Consider the following 19,334-nt stretch of genomic DNA (forward strand, 5'->3'; position numbering starts at 1 on the left):
GTTGCTGTGCGGCTGTGAAACCACTAGGAGCGGGCTCGACTATTCGGCAACGGAGTGAAAGATCGGTCCACCGAAAGCAGGGCAGGCACGTGTGGTCGTCCTTCGCGAAAAGGGCTTCGGCGGGCTTGGCGATTGGCGATCCCGACTGGGCATTCAGCATCGATGGAACACCGATCAAAGGTCTGAAGACCGGGACATACGTCTATGTCGACCGGCCCGCAGGCCAACATCAATTCGTGGCGGAAGAGGCAGCGCTCGGTGTCACGCGCGTGGACTTCACCGCTCGATCGGGCCAGACCTTGTTCTTCGTTGCGCGCTACAGCGAGCGAAAAAACGCGATGATCGCAAATTCGAGTACGGGATTGCTCGGCTGGGGCCTCACGCTCGCGATCACCTCTGGTTACAAGAATCAGGGACCCCTGGATTTCCTACCGCTGGACGAACAGGCTGCGCGGACGACGGTTGCAGAGCTTCGACTGGCCGAATAGGCGAGCGTGAGGCGTCTCTTGGCTTCGGCCTCGCGGCACGCGTGAACTGGGGCTAGGCGGGAAGACCGCCTCGTCGTGCATCTTATGCTGGCCTTACGCCGGCAGCGGCGCGGCCATGTCGCCGCCTCAATCCGGGCATCTCGTTCAAGTGTCATTCAGCAGGCCGCGCGTCTGATGTGCGGTGGCACCTCAACACCAATAGCGGGCAAGCAAGCCATGCGTGGGACGTTCAGAGTCTTCATCTGCCTTCTCCTGCCGATCGTGGTCCTTGCCGCGGGCGCGCCGCATCAGGCGCGTGCCCAGCAGCAGGAAAAGCGCATTGCACTCGTGGTCGGCAACGGCGCCTATGCCAAGTCGCCGCTGGCGACGACGGCCAATGATGCCGGCCTGATCGCGCAGACGCTCCAGGCGGCCGGCTTCGATGTGGTCGGCGCGCGCGATCTCGACGGCGACACGCTGCGCAAGAGCCTGCGCGATTTCATTCAGAAGGTCCAGGCTTCGGGACCGGGCACCGTCGCGATGATCTATCTTGCCGGCTACGGCGTGCAGCTGGCCGGCGAGAATTATTTCATCCCGGTCGATTCCAACATCACCCGCGACACCGACATACCGACCGAGGCCCTGCGCATCGGTGACTATGCGCGCCAGCTCGCGTCCATTCCGCTCAAGGCCAGCATCGTAGTGCTCGACGCGGCCCGCGCGCAGCCCTTCATCGAAGGCGGCCAGCCGATCGCGAGCGGTCTGGCGCTGGTCGAGCCCGAGGCGAACATGCTGATCGCCTTCAACGCCGCGCCCGGCACGGTGGCGCCGGAGGAGCCGGGGCCGTACGGAATCTATGCACAGTCGCTCGCCGAGATGATCCGCACCGGCGGCCTGCCGCTGCCTGAGGTGTTCGACCGTGTTCGCCTGCGCGTCAATGAGGCCTCCAAGGGCGCGCAGGTGCCCTGGAACGAACAGAAGATCTCGGCGCAATTCGTTTTCTTCGAGCGCGCGCCCGACGCGCCGCCGCCGCAAGCCGCGCCCGACCAGGTCGCTGCGATCCGCAACAAGCAGATCCGCGATCTCGGCGTGCAGGACGCCTACGCCGCCGCGCTCGAGCGTGACACGCTGCCGGCCTATGAGGAGTTTCTCGCCGCCTATCCCGGCGATCCGCTCGCCAAGCGCGTGATGGCGATCGTCGCCGCACGCCGCGAAGCCATCACCTGGCGACGGACCTACCGGACCGACACACCGGAGGCCTATTGGTCGTATCTGCGCCGCTATCCGCGCGGCCCGCATGCGGCGGACGCGCGCCGACGTCTGGCGATCCTCACCGCGCCGGCCGAGCCGCCGCCGACCTTCGCGATGATCGATTACGACGTGCCGCCACCGCCGCCGGAGGAGGTGGTCTATGTCGATCGCCCGGTGCTGTATTTCAGCGATCCCGATTTCGGCTTCGCGCCGCCGCCGCCGCCGCCGGTCTACTATCTGCCGCCGCCGCCGCCGGATTTCGTCGTGCTGCCGCCGCCGCTGCCGGTGGTCGGCCTATTCGTGCTGCCGCAGCCGGTGTTCGTGCCGATCCCGGCATTCTACAGTCCGCCGGTCTATGTCGCGCCGCCGCCGAACAACATCATCTACCAGAACATCCACAACACTACGGTCATCAACACCGTGATCAACCAGCCGCCGGCGCCGCCGCCGGCCGCGGGACCGGCGCCCGGACCGGGCAATCTGGCGCCGGCCGTTGCCGGCCGCGCCACGCCGGCAGGTCCGGCCGTGCCGCAGGCGGTCGTCCAGCGCGCCGCTCTGATCCAGCAGGGCAAGGCGCCGATGCCGCCGAGTGCGACGATCCAGCCGACGGCGAGGCCGGGGATCGCGGCTCCGGCTCCTGCCAATGTCGCTCCTGGCACGACAGCGCAGCCGCCCGATGCGGCCAAGCTGCCGCAGGCCAATACCGCGCCGGCACCGGGGATCCCTGGCGGCCCGCCGGCCCGCCCGGCAGTGGCGCCCGGCGCTGTCACGCCGAGCGGCGCGCCCAGTCCGACCCCGACGGCTCCCGCAGGCAACGCTCCTGCTGCCACGCCACAATCGCCGGCGCCAAGTAAGCTGCCGCAGGCCAATACGCTGCCGGTGCCCGGAACTCCCGGCGGACCGCCGCGGGCCGGGGCAGGGGCCGCGCCGAGTGCTGCCCCGCCTCATGGCAGGCCCGCTGCAACTCCGGCGCCCACCGGCAGCACCCCGCCGGTGCGGCCGAACGCGGCAACCGCTAGGGCGCCTAATCAGCCGCCGGCTTCCGGAAGTTCAACGGCTCCGTCCGCGGGGGTGCCCAGGGCGGGGACATCGACGCCGTCTGGCATGGACGCACGCGGCCGGCCGGCCGGTCAACCGACGGTTCTGCCCGCGCCAGGCGCAGCCGCTGGCAGGCCGGTGGCGCCTCCGCCGCCAGTCGCAGCGCGGGAGCCGCCGAGAGTTCAGGATCATCGGCCTGTTCCGCCAGCCGCCGCCAAGCCGGTCGCGCCGCCGCCGCATCCTCAGGCCTTAGCGAGGCCGGCGCCGCCTCCGCCGCCGCGAGCAGCGCCACCTCCGCCACCGCGGGCGGCTCCTCCGCCCGTGGCCGTGGCGCGGCCGACGCCACCGCCGCCCGTTGCCCGGCCGGCGCCGCCTCCACTGCGATGGCGCGGCCGACACCACCGCCGCCTCCGGTCGCACGGCCAGCGCCGCCGCCGCCGGTTGCGCGGCCGGCGCCGCCGCCGATGGCCGCCGCGCCGCATGCGGCACCGCATGCGCCTCCGCGGCCGCACGGCCCGCCACCAAAGAGCTGCCCGCCGGGCCAGCCGAAGTGCTAGGAGGCTCATGGGGCGGGACGTCGGCGACTGTCGGCAAGCGACAGGAGCCAGTCGGCCTTCCCGGACGGCCCCTTATTTCCTTGCTTCTGGCCGAAATGGCGCTATATAGCGCGCCATCTCACACGGAAACATGGCTCACAAGGCCGTCCGGTGGCAGCCGGGGCGAGAACGCTCCGTTTTGCTCACACGTTTCCGGAGGAACCAACCGGAGAATTAGAACGATGGCGCTACCCGACTTCACCATGCGTCAGCTGCTCGAAGCTGGCGTGCACTTCGGCCACCAGGCCCACCGCTGGAATCCGAAAATGGCTCCGTTCATTTTCGGCACCCGCAACAACATCCACATCGTCGACCTCGCTCAGACCGTGCCGATGCTGCACCAGGCTCTCCAGGCCGTCAGCGACACGGTGGCCAAGGGCGGCCGCATCCTGTTCGTCGGCACCAAGCGCCAGGCGCAGGACGGTGTTGCGGACGCGGCCAAGCGCTGCGCGCAGTACTTCGTTAATTCGCGCTGGCTCGGCGGCACGCTGACCAACTGGAAGACGATCTCGGCCTCGATCAAGCGCCTGCGTCACCTCGACGACGTGCTCTCGAGCGGAGAAGCCAATTCCTACACGAAGAAGGAGCGCCTGACGCTGCAGCGCGAGCGCGACAAGCTCGACCGCTCGCTCGGCGGCATCAAGGACATGGGCGGTCTGCCCGACCTGATCTTCGTGATCGACACCAACAAGGAAGACATCGCGATCCAGGAAGCCCAGCGGCTCAACATCCCGGTCGCCGCGATCGTCGACACCAATTCGGACCCCAAGGGCATCACCTATGTGGTGCCGGGCAATGACGACGCCGGCCGCGCTATTTCGCTGTACTGCGATCTCATTGCGCGTGCGGCGATCGATGGCATCTCGCGCGCCCAGGGCGATTCGGGCATCGACATCGGTGCCTCGGCCCAGCCGGTCGCCGAAGAGCTGCCGGCGCCCTCGTCGAGCGGTTTCCAGGGCCTTGCGGGTCCCCGCGGCACCGCCGACGATCTCAAGAAGCTCCCGGGCGTGTCGGGTGCGATCGAGAAGAAGTTCAACGATCTCGGCATCTTCCATTACTGGCAGCTGGCCGAGCTCGACCACGACACAGCGCTCACGATCGGCGAAGAAGTCGGTCTGCCAAGCCGCGCGGACGCCTGGGTGGCCAAGGCCAAGGCGCTGACCGCGGAAGCGGAATAGTCAAAAAGAGCGAAGGGTTGGCCGGATAGGATCCGGCCACCATTTCAGTTGACGCGAATTCCTGAGATGGACCGCGGCGGGGCGCTTCGATGCCGCGCTGCGGCAAACCGGCAGGTACAAAGGATTTTCAACGATGGCAACGATCACAGCTGCGATGGTCAAGGACCTGCGCGAGTCGACTGGCGCAGGTATGATGGACTGCAAGGCCGCGCTCACGGAGACCAACGGGGACATGGAAGCGGCGCAGGACTGGCTGCGCAAGAAAGGTCTGTCCAAGGCCGCCAAGAAGTCGGGCCGTGTCGCGGCCGAGGGCCTGATCGGCGCACTCACCAAGGGCACCAAGGGCGTCGTGGTCGAGGTCAATTCCGAGACCGACTTCGTCGCGCGCAATGGCCAGTTCCAGGGCCTGGTCAAGATGATCGCCCAGGTCGCGTTCGACGTCGGTGCCGATGTCGAGAAGATCAAGGCTGCCAAGGTCGGCGACGTCACGATCGAAACCGCGATCAATGATGCGATTGCCACCATCGGCGAGAACATGACGCTGCGCCGCGCCGCCCAGCTTGAGGTGAGCCAGGGCGTGGTTTCTCACTACGTCCACGGGGCTGTCGTCGAAGGCGCCGGCAAGATGGGCGTGATCGTGGCGCTGGAGTCGCCGGGCAAGGCCGACGAGCTCGCCGCGCTCGGCCGTCAGATCGCGATGCATGTCGCGGCGGCCAACCCGCTGGCGCTCGATCCGTCGGGCCTCGATCCGGCCGTGGTCAAGCGCGAGAAGGACGTGCTCGCCGACAAATACCGTCAGCAGGGCAAGCCCGAGAACGTGATCGAGAAGATCGTCGAGTCCGGCCTCAAGACCTACTACAAGGAGGTCTGCCTGCTCGAGCAGGCCTTCATCCACGACACCGGCAAGTCGGTGGCGCAGGCGGTGAAGGAGGCCGAAGGCAAGGTCGGCGGGCCTGTGAAGATCGCCGGCTTTGTGCGCTATGCTCTCGGCGAGGGAATCGAGAAGCAGGAAAGCGACTTCGCGGCCGAAGTTGCGGCCGCCAGCGGCAAGAAGTAAGCGCCGGAACACCTCCTTCCGGCGTGCTGCCGGAAGCGGCGCCCGGAGAAGGAAAGTGCCCATGACTGATCCGGTCTATCGTCGCGTCGTGATCAAGCTGTCCGGCGAATATCTCGCGGGGCAGCAAGGCTTTGGCATCGATCAGCCGACGGTCGACCGGGTTGCGGACGACCTCATCGCGGCCCGTCATCTCGGGACCGAGGTTGCGGTCGTGATCGGCGGCGGCAACATGGTCCGCGGCGTCGAGGTCTCCTCCCGCGGGGTGTCGCGCACGACCGGCGACACCATGGGCATGCTCGCCACCATAATGAACTGCCTCGCGCTGGAAGCGGCGATCGAGCGCAAGGGCACGCCGGCACGGACGCTGTCGGCCTTCGTCATGCCCGAGATTTCCGAGCTGTTCACCCGCGCTGCGGCACACAAATACCTCGCCGAAGGCCGGATCGTGCTGCTTGGCGGCGGGACGGGCAATCCGTTCTTCACCACCGACACGACGGCGGTGCTGCGGGCCGCCGAGATCGGCGCACAGGCGGTTCTGAAGGCGACCAATGTTGACGGGGTCTACTCGGCCGACCCGAAGAAGGATCCGGCCGCGACGCGGTTCGACCGCCTGACGCATTCGCAGGCGATCGAAGGTGGTTACAAGGTGATGGATGCGACCGCCTTCGCGCTTGCCCGCGAGACATCGCTGCCTATCATCGTATTCTCGATCGCGGAGCCGGGCTCGATCGGCGCGATTCTGCGTGGCGTCGGCCACGGAACCATCGTCGCCGGCTGACGGCTCTCTGGCGCCTCCGAGGGAGGGGCGCGGAGCGGTCGCCGGGATTTTGAAGGAGAAACGTGATGGCCACGGGTAATTTCGACCTCAACGAAGTGAAGCGCCGTATGCAAGGCGCCGTCCAGTCCCTCAAGCACGAGCTCGGCGGCCTGCGCACCGGCCGCGCCTCCGCCTCGATGCTCGATCCGGTGCAGGTCGAGGCTTATGGCAGTCACATGCCACTCAATCAGCTCGCCACGGTCAGCGTGCCGGAGCCTCGGCTGATCTCGGTGCAGGTCTGGGACAAGTCGATGGTCAAGGCGGTGGAGAAGGCGATCGTCGATTCGAATCTCGGCCTGTCGCCGGCGACCGAGGGTCAGGTGCTGCGCCTGCGCATCCCCGAGCTCAACGAGGAGCGGCGCAAGGAGCTGGTGAAGGTCGCGCACAAATATGCCGAAGCCGCCAAGGTCGCCGCGCGCCATGTCCGCCGCGATGGTCTCGACGTGCTCAAGAAGCTCGAGAAGAATCACGAGATGTCGGAGGATGATCAGAAGCGTCACGCCGACGAGGTGCAGAAGGCGACCGACGGCACCATCGCCGAGATCGACCAGTTGCTGGCCGCCAAGGAAAAAGAAATCCTCACCGTTTAAGGCATCGCCTTCATGTCCAACGCCGCCGCGCCCGCAACGGAAGGACCCGATAGGTCCGAAGCGCCTGCGCATGTCGCCATCATCATGGATGGCAACGGGCGTTGGGCGGCCGCGCGCGGCTTGCCGCGTGCGGAAGGGCATCGCCGCGGTGTGGACGCGCTGCGCCGCGTGGTGCGCGCCTCGCATGAACTCGGCATCCGCTATCTCACCATCTTCTCGTTCTCTTCGGAGAACTGGTCGCGCCCGGCGAGCGAGATAGGCGATCTGTTCGGTCTGCTGCGGCGCTTCATCCGCAACGATCTGGCGAGCCTGCATCGCGACGGCGTCAAGGTTCGCATCATCGGCGAGCGCGAGGGGCTCGAAAGCGATATCTGCGCGCTGCTCAACGAGGCCGAGGAGCTGACGCGCGACAACACGCGCCTGACGCTCGTCGTCGCCTTCAACTACGGCTCGCGGCAGGAGATCGCGAAAGCGGCGCAGAAGCTCGCTCGCGAGGTCGCGGAAGGCAGGCGTGATCCTGCCACGATCGACGCCGAGACACTGGGCGCGCATCTCGACGCGCCCGACATTCCCGATCCCGATCTCATCATCCGCACCAGCGGCGAGCAGCGCCTGTCCAATTTCCTGATGTGGCAGGCCGCCTATAGCGAACTCGTGTTCGTGCCGATCCACTGGCCCGACTTCGACAAGGCGGCGCTTGAGAGCGCGATCGCCGAATTTGCCAGGCGCGAGCGCCGTTTCGGCGGTTTGGTCGCGAAAACCGCCTCGTGAGCGAACCCGACGCCGCACCGGCGGGCTCTCAGCCCGCCCCCAGCAATCTCGTGCTGCGAGTCCTCGCGGCGCTGGTGCTGGCGCCGCTTGCCATTGCGCTCGCCTACGCCGGCGGCTGGCTTTGGGCGCTTCTCGTCACCCTGGTGTCGATCGGGCTGTTCGCGGAATGGCTGACGGTGGTGGGCGCGAGCTCGGTCGCGCTGACGGGGGCGGGGACCATCGTCATCGCCACCATGGGATTCTGCGTGACCTTCGGTGCGCTGAAGACCGCCGTCATCACTGGCTGCATCGGCGCTGCGATCGTGATGCTGATTGCGCGAGGCAAGTTCGTCTGGGCGGCGACTGGATTTGCCTATGCCTCGGCGGCGCTGTTGGCCTCGATCCTGGTGCGGAAGGATCTCGTCAACGGCTTTTCCGCACTGATGTTCGTGCTGCTCGTGGTGTGGGCGACCGATATTGGCGGCTATTTCGCCGGCCGCAGCATCGGCGGGCCGAAGCTGTGGCCGCGCGTCAGTCCGAAAAAGACCTGGGCCGGAGCGCTCGGCGGCTTTGCGGCGAGCCTTGTGGTTGCGGCCGGATTTGCCGCCTGCGGGATCGGGAAGGCGGTTCCACTGCTGCTCGTCAGCGCCGTCCTGTCGGTGGTGTCGCAGCTCGGCGATCTCTTCGAATCCGCCGTGAAGCGGCGCTTCGGTGTCAAGGATTCCAGTCACTTAATTCCCGGTCATGGCGGGCTTATGGACCGTCTGGACGGTTTTGTCGCCGCCATCCTGGCGGCATGGATTATCGGCTTTGTCCGCCATGGTGTGCATAGCGCCGGAAGCGGTCTTATGGTTTGGTGAGAATATGAGCGCGGTCCCATTGCGTAACAACAAGCTTGCTGCATCCGACGTCCGCAGCGTCACGGTCCTCGGCGCCACCGGCTCGATCGGCGACAGCACGATGGATCTGCTGCGCGCCTCGCCCGAGCGCTACCGTGTCGAGGCGCTGACGGCGAACGGCAATGTCGCAGCGCTGGCCAAGCTCGCCAGGGAATTCTCCGCGCGCTTCGTGGCGATCGCCGACACCTCCAAGCTCGCCGAGCTCAAGGCCGCGCTGGCCGGCACCGGCACCGAATGCGGCGCCGGTGAAAGCGCGGTGATCGAGGCCGGCGCGCGTCCGGCCGATTGGGTGATGGCGGCCGTGAGCGGCGCTGCCGGACTGAAGCCGGCGCTGGCGGCGGTCGACCGCGGCGCCCATGTCGCGCTCGCCAACAAGGAGTGTCTGGTCTGCGCCGGCGATTTCTTCATGCAGCGCGCGGCGAAAGCGGGTGCCTGCATCCTGCCCGCCGATTCCGAGCACAACGCGCTGTTCCAGGCGCTGAGCTCAGGTAACCGCGACGAGCTCGTCCGTGTCATCATCACGGCCTCCGGCGGCCCGTTCCGGACCTGGAAGCCTGCCGACATCGAACAGGCGACGCTTGAGCAGGCCCTGAAGCATCCGAACTGGAGCATGGGCCAGAAGATCACGATCGATTCCGCCTCGATGATGAACAAGGGGCTCGAGGTGATCGAGGCATCCTATCTGTTCGCGCTCTCGCCGGACGAGATCGACGTCCTCGTTCATCCGCAGTCGATCATCCACGGCATGGTCGAGTTTTCCGACTGCTCGGTGGTCGCCCAGCTCGGCGCACCCGACATGCGCACCCCGATCGCGCATTGCCTCGGCTGGCCTGATCGCATCAAGGGGCCGGCGGCCAAGCTGGACCTCGCCAAGATCGGTCAGCTGACTTTCGAAACGCCAGACTTCGAGCGGTTCCCCGGACTTCGGCTGGCTTACGATTCGCTCCGGAACGGGAAGGGCGCGACCACCGTCTACAACGCCGCCAACGAGGTCGCGGTCGCCGCCTTCATCGCCGGCAAGATCCGGTTCGGTGCGATTGCCCGGCTGGTCGAGGCGACCCTCGACGATTGGATCAAAGGCGGAAACCAGGCGCCCCTGACGTCCGCCGACGATGCAATCTCTGTTGACCATGTTGCTCGAAATAGGGCTGCCGCCCTATTGCCTCAAATTGCCTTAAAGGCATCCTAGTTGGTTCGCGACCAGGGCCTTGCGGCGCTGGGTGAGGGAAATCGATGATCGACTTTTTCGTCCATAGTTTCAATACGTTGAGCCATGGGCTCCTCGGCTACGCGGTTCCCTTCCTGTTCGTTCTGACCATCGTCGTGTTCTTCCACGAGCTCGGCCATTTCCTGGTCGCGCGCTGGGCGGGCGTGCGCGTGTTGACCTTTTCGCTCGGGTTCGGGCCTGAGCTGGTTGGTTTCAACGACCGCCATGGCACCCGCTGGAAGATCTCGGCGATCCCGCTCGGCGGCTACGTCAAGTTCTTCGGCGACGAGAGCGAGGCCTCGACCCCATCGGCCCAGACGCTTGCGGCGATGACGGCCGAGGAGCGCGCCGGCAGCTTCCACCACAAGAAGGTCGGCCCGCGTGCGGCCATCGTCGCGGCCGGACCGATCGCCAACTTCATTCTGGGTGCGCTGATCTTCGCCGGCATGGCCCTCTATTACGGCAAGCCGAGCACGATCGCGCGGGTCGACGGTGTGGTCGCCGATGGCGCGGCAGCTGCGGCCGGCTTCAAGGTCGGCGATATCGTCGTCCAGATCGACGGCAAGCCGATCGAGAGCTTTGCCGACATGCAGCGAATCGTTGCGATGAACGCAGGTTCGACGCTTACCTTCCGGGTGAAGCGCGACGGCGCCATCGTCTCGCTGACCGCGACCCCGGCGCTGCTGGAACGCAAGGATCCGTTCGGCAACAGCCACCGTCTCGGCGTGCTCGGTGTCGAGCACAAGTCGCAGGCCGGGGAGGCCTCGACCACGCCGGTCGGCGTCGGTGAAGCGCTCAAGATCGGGGTCGAGCAGGTCTGGTTCATCATCACCAGCACCTTCAAGTTCCTAGGCTCGCTGTTCGTCGGGCAGGGCAATCCGAACGAGGTCAGCGGCGTCCTGGGAATCGCGAAGATGTCGGGGCAGGCGGCCAGCGCCGGGTTCCAGTTCGTGATCAATCTCTGCGCGGTGCTGTCGGTGTCGATCGGCCTGTTGAACCTGTTCCCGATCCCGCTGCTCGATGGCGGCCACCTTATGTTCTACGCGGCCGAGGTGGTCCGGGGCCGGCCCTTGTCCGAGCGGACTCAGGAAATGGGGTTCCGAATCGGGCTCGGCCTGGTGCTGATGTTGATGGTGTTTGCGACCTACAACGACATTCTGCGGATGGCCGCTTCCTGATAGGGGCTTTTTTGTGGCGTTGCTGTTGAGCAACGTCTTGGAATGAAATTGAAATTACGGCGCTTTCGGCCGTTTGCGGCGTCCGCGAAATTGGCTACAAGCGGCCTGAAGTTGGGGAATCTCCGGACCGGCGTTGGGGTTGGGTCTGGCACGGAATGATAAGGGCGCGTTGCGCGATGAAGTTTGGACTGCGACTCCGGGGGGGCTTGCTCGCAACCCTGATCTTGTTCGGCGCGCCGGTGGTTGCCCCGGTTGGGGCTGTTTTGGTGTCTTCGTCTGCGCTCGCTCAGACCGTTCAGTCGATTACCGTCGAGGGAAATCGCCGGGTCGAGGTGGAGACGATCCGCTCCTATTTCAAGCCGGGTCCGGGCGGCCGGCTGGATCAAGCCGCCATCGACGATGGCCTCAAGGCGTTGATCGAGACCGGCCTGTTCCAGGACGTCAGGATCAATCGCGGTTCCGGCGGCCAGCTCATCGTCTCCGTGGTGGAAAACCCGGTGATCGGTCGCATCGCCTTCGAAGGCAATAAGAAGATCAAGGACGAGCAGCTCACCGCTGAAGTCCAGTCCAAGGCGCGCGGCACCTTCTCCCGCGCCATGGTGCAGTCGGACACGCTGCGAATCGCCGAAATCTATCGCCGGTCCGGCCGCTATGACGTCCGCGTCACGCCCGAGATCATCGAGCAGCCGAACAACCGCGTCGACCTGATCTTCACGATCGAGGAGGGCGCCAAGACCGGCGTCAAGTCGATCGAGTTCGTCGGCAACAATGCGTTCTCGTCCTACCGCCTGCGCGACGTCATCAAGACGCGCGAATCGAACCTCTTGAGCTTCCTCGCCAGCGGCGACATCTATGATCCTGATCGCGTCGAGGCCGACCGCGACCTGATCCGCCGCTTCTACCTCAAGAACGGTTTCGCCGACGTCCAGGTAGTGGCCGCGCTTACCGAATACGATCCGGAGAAGAAGGGCTTCAACGTCACCTTCAAGATCGAGGAAGGCGCGCAATACCGCGTCGGGGCGGTCGACTTCCGCTCCAGCATCCCGAACTTCGATCCCTCCTCGATGCGCGCCTATTCGCGCGTCAATGTCGGCTCGCTCTACAACGTCGAATCGGTCGAGAAGTCGGTCGAGGAGATGCAGATCGAGGCTTCGCGCCGCGGCTATGCCTTCGCCGTGGTCCGGCCCGGCGGCGACCGCAACTTCGAAGCGCACACGGTGTCCGTCGTTTTCAACATCGACGAGGGCCCGCGTACCTATATCGAGCGCATCAACCTGCGCGGCAACACCCGCACACGCGACTACGTGATCCGCCGCGAGTTCGACATCTCGGAAGGTGACGCCTACAACCGCGCGCTGGTCGACCGTGCCGAGCGGCGCCTGAAGAACCTCGACTATTTCAAGAGCGTGAAGATCACGACCGAGCCGGGCTCGTCGAGCGACCGCGTCATCCTGATCGTCGACATGGAAGAGAAATCGACCGGCGACTTCTCGATCTCGGGCGGTTACTCCACCACCGACGGCGCGCTGGCCGAAGTCTCGATCTCCGAGCGCAATCTGCTCGGTCGCGGCCTATTCGCCAAGGCATCGGTGACCTATGGCCAGTACGCCCGCGGCTATTCGCTGTCGTTCGTCGAGCCGTATCTGCTCGACTACCGCGTCGCGCTCGGCCTCGACCTCTATCAGCGCCAGCAGCTGTCCAACAGCTACATCTCCTACGGCACCAAGACGCTCGGCTTCTCGCCGCGCCTCGGCTTCTCCTTGCGTGAAGATCTGGCGCTCCAACTGCGCTATTCGATCTACCAGCAGGAAATCACGCTGCCGTACTACCTGACGAACTGTAACAACGTGCAGTTTCTGGCGGATGGTGTGACGCCGAATCCGGCCTTCAATCCGAGCCCGGCCTTCGCCAATGCCAATGGTCTTAGCCTTGCATCGAGCAACGGCCTCGGCTGCTACAGCGACGGCGAAGCCTCGCTGCCGGTGCGCAAGGAGCTTGCCGCTGGCAAGGCCCTGACCTCGGCGCTCGGTTACACGCTGACCTACAACACCCTGGACAACAACAAGAACCCGACCGACGGTCTGCTCATCGACTTCCGTCAGGATTTCGCCGGCGTCGGCGGCGACGTTTCCTACCTGAAGTCGGTCATCGATGCGAAGTACTACACTCCGCTGGTGTCGGACATCGTCGGCCTCGTCCGCCTGCAGAGCGGCATGCTGAACAAGATCGGCAGCGATCTGCGCATGCTCGACCACTTCCAGATGGGCCCGAACCTGGTCCGCGGCTTTGCCCCGAACGGCATCGGCCCGCGCGACCTGAACCCGTTCGGCACGCAGGACGCGCTCGGCGGCACCAAGTACTGGGGCGCTTCACTCGAACTGCAGATGCCGTTCTGGTTCCTACCGAAGGAAGTGGGTCTGAAGGGCGCGGTCTATGCCGACGCCGGCGGCCTCTACGATTACAAGGGACCGACGAGCTGGACGGCGACGAACGAGGTCAATCTGCCGGGCTGTATCCCCTCGACCGTCAATCCGTCGAGCGCCGGAACCTGTACTGGCCTCGTCTATGACGACAGCAAGGTGGTTCGCTCGTCGGTCGGTGTCGGCCTGATCTGGCAGTCGCCGTTCGGCCCGCTGCGTTTCGACTACGCCGTGCCGCTCACCAAGGGCAAGTACGACCGCACGCAGGAGTTCCGGTTCGGCGGCGGCACCACGTTCTAGTTCGATCAGCACGGCACGATCCGGATCACTGGAGCCGGTTTCCGAAAGGGATCGTGCTAATCCAAGACATGAGGCATGATGCGGCCTGACCGCTTCATGCCGAAGCCGGACCGCGACGGGTGGAATGGCGCAGCCGACCTTCTTCACAAAGCCGCCTGCCACAGCGTTGGCCGAGATTGCCACGCTGACCAAGGCGCAGCTGGTCGACCCCGTGAGGGGCGGCCACGTCATCACGGGCCTTGCTTCGCTCGACGAAGCGGGCCCGATGCATCTGACATTCTTCGACAACCTCAAATATGCCGATCAGCTCAGGGCGACCAAGGCTGGAGCCTGTCTGGTCAGCCCGCGCTTCGAGGCCGAGGTGCCCGCGCATGTCGCCGTGCTGCGGGTGGCGCAGCCGTTCCGCGCCTTCGTCCGGATCGCGCGAGAGTGGCACGGCGACGCGCTGAGGCCGCAATCCTGGGTCGGCAATGACGGTATCGCGCCCTCGGCGATCATCGATCCCTCGGCCCGGCTCGAGGACGGCGTGGTCGTTGATCCGCTGGCCGTGATCGGCCCGGACGTCGAGATCGGCAGCGGCACCGTGATCGGCGTCGGAGCGGTGATCGGCCCCGGCGTCAAGATCGGCCGTGACTGCAATGTCGGCGCCCGCACCGCGATCCAGTGCGCCCTGATCGGCAACAATGTGCTGATCCATCCCGGCTGCTCGATCGGCCAGGACGGCTACGGCTTCATCTTCTTCGGCCCCGAGGGCCATCTGAAGGTGCCGCAGACCGGACGGGTGCTGATCCAGAACGACGTCGAGGTCGGGGCCAACACCACGATCGACCGTGGGTCCTTGCGCGACACCGTGATCGGCGAGGGGACCAAAATCGACAATCAGGTCCAGATCGGCCACAATGTGACGATCGGCCGGCACTGCCTGCTGGCGGCCCAGATCGGGCTCGCCGGCAGCCTTAGCATCGGCGACAACGTGGCGCTCGGAGCGAAGGTTGGCATCAACAATCACCTCAAGATCGGCGACGGAGCTCAGGTTACGGCCATGAGCGCAGTCAAGGACGACATCCCGCCGGGCGGTCGTTGGGGCGGACATTTCGCCAAGCCGACCAAACAGTGGTTCAAGGAGATCATCGCGGTGGAGCGCCTGGTACGCGACAGCAAGGCCGATCCGAAGGACGAGGGACGGGAATGACGGAGGAATCACCTGTTAAGTTCGAGCTGGTGGATATCAACGCGATCCTCCAGACCCTGCCGCACCGTTTTCCGATGCTGCTGATCGACCGCGTGATCAACATCCGCGCCGATTACAGCGGCATCGGCATCAAGAACGTCACCTTCAACGAGCCGGCCTTCCAGGGACATTTCCCCGAGCGCCCGGTCTATCCCGGCGTCATGATGATCGAAGCGATGGCGCAGACCGCCGGCGTGATCGGCATCAAGTCGGTCGAAGGCACCGAGAAGCCGCGCGCGGTCTATTTCCTCACCATCGACAAGTGCAAGTTCCGCAAGCCGGTGCTGCCTGGCGACACCATCGAATATCACATGCGCTCGCTCGGGCGCCGCAAGGCCATGTGGTGGTTTCACGGCGACGCCAAGGTCAACGGCCAGGTCGTCGCGGAGGCCGACGTCGGCGCCATGCTGACGGACTGAGCGGCCTCAATCCTTCCGGGCCGGCTCGCGCGTCTGACACGCGTAGCGTCCGGCGGTCGTCTCGCGCTTGATATTCCGGTTGAAGAACTGGCCCATCGACGGTGCACCGAGGAGGTGTTCGACCGTCTCGGCCGTCACACCGCAATAGCGGTCATAGGCGCCGTTGCTCGCGACAATCAGGTCCTGCTGCGCGCGATCGTAACAGACCCGCTGAAGCACCGTGCTGCGGGTAATGTCCCGGCATTCGAATGTCCCGAGATCGACGAGCCGGTGTTCGCCGGTCTCGACCGTCTCGGACACAATCGGTGTAGCTGCGAGCTGTGCAAACAGAAAGACCAAGGCCCTGACCACGATCGTTGAAGCTCCGCATGAACGTGTTGATCGGTCGGGAAGGCCGCCTCATCCAGCACTTGAAACACGCCGAGATGATACGTCACTGGACAGATTGGGCATAGTCGCGCTAACCACCCGAAAACCAAGCGACTTCAATACATAACCAGACCTTCTTGACGAGTAAGATTGGCTTGATGAGCAAGATTGATCCCACCGCACGGGTCGCGGACGGCGCCGTGATCGGCGAGGGTACCGAGATCGGACCCTATTGCATCATCGGCCCGAACGTCGTGATCGGCGCGAACTGCAAGCTGATCGGACATGTCACCGTCATCGGCCACACCTCGCTCGGCGATGACTGCGTGATCTCGCCATTCGTCGTGCTCGGCGGCGCCCCGCAGGATCTCAGCTACAAGGGGGAGCCGACCCGGCTCGAGATCGGTTCGGGCTGCACCATCCGGGAAGGTGCGACGATGAATGTCGGCACGATCAAAGGTGGAGGGCTGACCCGCGTCGGCAGCGGCGGCTATTTCATGAACAACAGCCATGTCGGCCATGACTGCATGGTCGGCGACAACGTGATCTTCGCGACGTCGGCGACGCTCGGCGGTCACTGCGAGATTGGCGACGCCGTTTACATCGGCGGCCTGTCCGCGGTGCATCAGTTCACGCGCATCGGCCCCTATGTCATGGTCGGAGGCGTGTGCGGCGTGCGTGACGACGTCATCCCGTACGGGCTAGTCAACGGCCAATATGCGGTGCTGGAGAGCCTCAATCTGATCGGCATGAAGCGTCGCAAGTTCACCAAGCAGCGGCTCGCGACCGTGCGCGCGTTCTATCAGAAGCTCTTCCACGAGCCCGGCACCTTTGCCGAGCGGCTGGAGGCAGTGCGGCCGCTCGCGGGTGAGGACTCCGCGATCGCCGAAATTCTCGACTTCATCGGCAAGGGCAAGCGCCCGCTCTGTCTTCCCGCCATCGCGAAGTGATCGTGTGATGGCCGCGGGCATGACATCGGCGGCTTCGCAAGTTTCGTCACCGGTCGGTATCGTCGCCGGCGGCGGCGCCATGCCGTTCGCGGTCGCCGAGTCGCTCGCCGCGCGCGGCATCACGCCGGTGCTGTTTCCGCTGCGCGGAGCCTGCGATCCGGCGCGGGTGGAGCAGTTCCACCATCGCTGGATCTCGGTCGGCCAGCTCGGCCGCGCGATGCGGCTGTTTCGCCAGGAAGGCTGCCGCGACTTGATCTTCATCGGCACCTTGGTGCGGCCCTCGCTCTCCGAGATCCGTTTCGACGTCAAGACGCTGCGCCTGCTCGGCAATGTCATCCGCGCCTTCCGCGGCGGCGACGATCATCTGCTGTCGGGTGTCGGGCGCATCCTCGAGCAGGACGGCTTCCGCATGGTCGGAATCAAGGATGTCGCGCCCGATCTGCTGATGCCCGAGGGCTGCATCAGCCGCGCCTGGCCGAGCGACACCAGCAAGGCCGACATCGAACGCGGCCAGGCGGTGCTGACCGCGCTCGGTCCGTTCGACATCGGCCAAGCCGTGGTGGTGATCGACGGCCATGTGGTCGCGGTCGAGGACATCGAGGGCACCGACGCGCTGCTCGCCCGCGTCGCGCGGCTGCGTGAGGAGGGCCGCATCCGCGCCGCCACGGGCCGCGGGGTGCTGGTGAAGGCGCCGAAGAGCGGCCAGGATCTGCGCTTCGACCTGCCGACCATCGGCCCGCGCACCATTGAGGGCGTCGCGGCCGCCGGCCTTGCCGGCATCGCCGTCATCGCGGGCAACACCATCGCCGCCGAGCCGCAAGCGATGATCGCGCTTGCCGACGCGAAATACCTCTTCGTCATCGGCCTGCCCGCGTGATGCAGGACCGCAAGATCTTCCTGATCGCGACGGAAGAATCCGGCGACAGGCTCGGCAGCGCCTTGATGAAGGTGCTGCGCCAGCGCCTCGGCGACGGCGTGCAATTCGTCGGCGTTGGCGGCCGTACCATGGCGCGCGAGGGCCTCGAATCACTGTTTCCGATCGAGGAGCTGTCGATCGTCGGCTTTGCCGCGGTGGTGCAGCAATTGCCGAAAATCCTGCGCCTGATCCGTAAGACGGCTGACGCGGTGACCGAGGCCGCGCCCGACGCCCTCGTCATCATCGACAGTCCCGATTTCACCCACCGTGTCGCCCGGCGCGTGCGTTCGCGCAGTCCGGCGATTCCGATCGTCGATTACGTCTCGCCGCAGCTCTGGGCATGGCGGCCGGGACGGGCGCGGACCATGCTCGGCTATGTCGACCATGTGCTCGGCCTGTTGCCGTTCGAGCCGGAGGAATATCGCAAGCTCGGCGGGCCGCCATGCAGCTATGTCGGCCATCCCCTGATCGAGCAATTGGGCTCGCTGCGGCCGAACGCGGAGGAGCAGAAGCGCCGCAACGGTGAGCCGCCGGTGCTGCTGGTGCTGCCCGGCAGCCGCCGTAGCGAGATCCGGCATCACCTCGAGGTGTTCGGCGCGACGCTCGGCCGGTTGCAGGCGGAGGGGCGGGCGTTCGAATTGATGCTGCCGACCATGCCGCATCTCGAAGCCACCATCCGCGAAGGCATCGCGCATTGGCCGGTCAAGCCTCACATCGTGATCGGCGAGAACGAGAAGCGTGTCGCCTTCCGTATCGCGCATGCCGCGCTGGCCAAATCCGGCACGGTGACGCTCGAGCTCGCATTGTCGGGCATTCCGATGGTGACGGCCTATCGCGTCGGTGCCATCGAGGCTTTCATTCTGCGCCGCGCGATCCGCGTCTCCTCGGTGATCCTTGCCAATCTCGTGATCGGCAAGGATGTCATTCCGGAGTTCCTGCAGGAGGAGTGCACGCCGGAGAAGCTGGCACCGGCGCTCTCTGCGCTGCTGCTGGATTCGCCGCTCCGCCGAGAGCAGGTCGAGGCATTCGCCAAGCTCGATCAGATCATGTCGACCGGCAACAAATCGCCGAGCGTGCTCGCGGCCGACATCGTGCTCGCGACGATGCGCAAGGGAAGGGGAACGAGCTAGGACGTGTACTTATAAACGTCTGCTGGCGACGGCCCTGCGGAAGTCACTTGGCTTGGCCGCGATCGGCGGCTTGTGGACCCGAAGCGGACGGCCAAGGAAACAGGACTTTAGGTATGAAAAGATCTCAACCACTGACCGTGGTAATTCGCATGCCAGACGTAGCTCTCTCGCGTTCCAATTTGGACAAATCATTGAAGCTACAAGTCGATCGTTATGAACCGTCATCTGGTCTTGCGTACGCTCAAGTCGATAACGGGGATCATGAAGATCAATGGGCCGCTTTACTCGATCTTATCCGTTCGATTGGCCCCGTCATTCCAAATCTGGTTTTGAAGGGCGAGATCGGGCGACCGAGCGTGGACGTGGCTATGGTCTTTCCTGACTCGCTTATGTCTAAATATCTGGCCATCCCCGCGGACGTTGTCGCAGCTGCGGGTGAAGCAGGGATGAGCATTGAAGTATCCGTCTATCGGGGCGAGTAACAACGCCTGCTTCTGGCCCAAGGGCGACCTGCATTATTGTTAGCTTGGCGTCCTCTTCGGAGAGCAAAGCGGACCCGAGACGAATTTTG

General features: G+C 65.3%; 17 protein-coding genes and 1 pseudogene. 17 read left to right on the forward strand and 1 reads right to left on the reverse strand.

Annotated features, from left to right (window positions below; translation table 11 throughout):
- Positions 1 to 89 precede the first annotated feature (89 nt).
- From P6U29_RS20185 to fabZ, 13 genes and pseudogenes are all read left to right on the forward strand, one after another.
- Positions 90 to 488, forward strand: a complete 399-nt coding sequence (locus P6U29_RS20185; protein WP_407119141.1) for a hypothetical protein — start codon at positions 90 to 92, stop codon at positions 486 to 488.
- 216 nt (positions 489 to 704) lie between these two features.
- Positions 705 to 3,313: pseudogene (locus tag P6U29_RS20190) on the forward strand (caspase family protein).
- A gap of 221 nt (positions 3,314 to 3,534) precedes the next feature.
- Positions 3,535 to 4,530 carry a 30S ribosomal protein S2 gene (locus P6U29_RS20195; RefSeq protein WP_407119142.1) on the forward strand — a complete coding sequence of 332 codons (996 nt, stop codon included), beginning with the start codon at positions 3,535 to 3,537 and terminating at the stop codon, positions 4,528 to 4,530.
- A 133-nt stretch (positions 4,531 to 4,663) separates the two neighbouring features.
- Entirely contained in the window at positions 4,664 to 5,587 is a 924-nt protein-coding gene (gene tsf / locus P6U29_RS20200) for a translation elongation factor Ts (protein WP_407119143.1), read from the forward strand.
- 61 nt (positions 5,588 to 5,648) lie between these two features.
- Positions 5,649 to 6,365, forward strand: a complete 717-nt coding sequence (gene pyrH, locus P6U29_RS20205; protein WP_407119144.1) for a UMP kinase — start codon at positions 5,649 to 5,651, stop codon at positions 6,363 to 6,365.
- A 65-nt stretch (positions 6,366 to 6,430) separates the two neighbouring features.
- The gene (gene frr, locus P6U29_RS20210) at positions 6,431 to 6,994 is read left to right on the forward strand and encodes a ribosome recycling factor (RefSeq protein WP_027575609.1); all 564 of its coding nucleotides are present in this window, start codon (positions 6,431 to 6,433) and stop codon (positions 6,992 to 6,994) included.
- Positions 6,995 to 7,006: 12 nt separating this feature from the next.
- Positions 7,007 to 7,765, forward strand: a complete 759-nt coding sequence (locus tag P6U29_RS20215) for an isoprenyl transferase (protein WP_036010029.1) — start codon at positions 7,007 to 7,009, stop codon at positions 7,763 to 7,765.
- Positions 7,762 to 8,604 carry a phosphatidate cytidylyltransferase gene (locus P6U29_RS20220; RefSeq protein ID WP_407119145.1) on the forward strand — a complete coding sequence of 281 codons (843 nt, stop codon included), beginning with the start codon at positions 7,762 to 7,764 and terminating at the stop codon, positions 8,602 to 8,604. The genes P6U29_RS20215 and P6U29_RS20220 overlap by 4 nt, the downstream gene beginning before the upstream one ends.
- 4 nt (positions 8,605 to 8,608) lie before the next feature.
- Positions 8,609 to 9,832: a 1-deoxy-D-xylulose-5-phosphate reductoisomerase gene (gene dxr, locus P6U29_RS20225; RefSeq protein WP_407119146.1), complete on the forward strand. Its 1,224-nt coding sequence runs from the start codon at positions 8,609 to 8,611 to the stop codon at positions 9,830 to 9,832.
- 44 nt (positions 9,833 to 9,876) lie between these two features.
- Positions 9,877 to 11,028 (forward strand): RIP metalloprotease RseP, encoded by a 1,152-nt coding sequence (gene rseP / locus P6U29_RS20230; RefSeq protein ID WP_407119147.1) that lies wholly within the window; start codon positions 9,877 to 9,879, stop codon positions 11,026 to 11,028.
- A gap of 176 nt (positions 11,029 to 11,204) precedes the next feature.
- Positions 11,205 to 13,748 (forward strand): outer membrane protein assembly factor BamA, encoded by a 2,544-nt coding sequence (bamA, locus tag P6U29_RS20235; RefSeq protein WP_407119148.1) that lies wholly within the window; start codon positions 11,205 to 11,207, stop codon positions 13,746 to 13,748.
- A gap of 124 nt (positions 13,749 to 13,872) precedes the next feature.
- Positions 13,873 to 14,940: a UDP-3-O-(3-hydroxymyristoyl)glucosamine N-acyltransferase gene (gene lpxD, locus P6U29_RS20240; protein ID WP_407119149.1), complete on the forward strand. Its 1,068-nt coding sequence runs from the start codon at positions 13,873 to 13,875 to the stop codon at positions 14,938 to 14,940.
- Positions 14,937 to 15,398 carry a 3-hydroxyacyl-ACP dehydratase FabZ gene (fabZ, locus tag P6U29_RS20245; protein ID WP_035702330.1) on the forward strand — a complete coding sequence of 154 codons (462 nt, stop codon included), beginning with the start codon at positions 14,937 to 14,939 and terminating at the stop codon, positions 15,396 to 15,398. Before lpxD ends, fabZ begins: the two co-directional genes overlap by 4 nt.
- A 6-nt stretch (positions 15,399 to 15,404) precedes the next feature.
- On the opposite strand, the gene P6U29_RS20250 is transcribed toward fabZ, so the two are convergent.
- Positions 15,405 to 15,749, reverse strand: a complete 345-nt coding sequence (locus P6U29_RS20250; protein ID WP_407119150.1) for a KTSC domain-containing protein — start codon at positions 15,747 to 15,749, stop codon at positions 15,405 to 15,407.
- 176 nt (positions 15,750 to 15,925) lie between these two features.
- On the opposite strand from P6U29_RS20250, the gene lpxA reads away from it, so the two are divergent.
- The 4 genes from lpxA to P6U29_RS20270 all read left to right on the forward strand — a co-directional run bounded on the left by lpxA (position 15,926) and on the right by P6U29_RS20270 (position 19,245).
- A complete protein-coding gene (lpxA, locus tag P6U29_RS20255; protein WP_407119151.1) occupies positions 15,926 to 16,717 on the forward strand; it encodes an acyl-ACP--UDP-N-acetylglucosamine O-acyltransferase in 792 nt (263 codons plus the stop codon).
- A gap of 19 nt (positions 16,718 to 16,736) precedes the next feature.
- Positions 16,737 to 17,594, forward strand: a complete 858-nt coding sequence (locus P6U29_RS20260; protein WP_407119372.1) for an LpxI family protein — start codon at positions 16,737 to 16,739, stop codon at positions 17,592 to 17,594.
- Entirely contained in the window at positions 17,594 to 18,763 is a 1,170-nt protein-coding gene (lpxB, locus tag P6U29_RS20265) for a lipid-A-disaccharide synthase (protein ID WP_407119373.1), read from the forward strand. The genes P6U29_RS20260 and lpxB overlap by 1 nt, the downstream gene beginning before the upstream one ends.
- 191 nt (positions 18,764 to 18,954) lie before the next feature.
- Complete coding sequence (locus tag P6U29_RS20270) at positions 18,955 to 19,245, forward strand: hypothetical protein (protein WP_407119152.1); 291 nt, start codon at positions 18,955 to 18,957, stop codon at positions 19,243 to 19,245.
- Positions 19,246 to 19,334 lie beyond the last annotated feature (89 nt).

It is taken from the genome of Bradyrhizobium sp. LMG 9283 (genome assembly GCF_045571415.1).
In the GTDB taxonomy this organism is placed as follows: domain Bacteria; phylum Pseudomonadota; class Alphaproteobacteria; order Rhizobiales; family Xanthobacteraceae; genus Bradyrhizobium.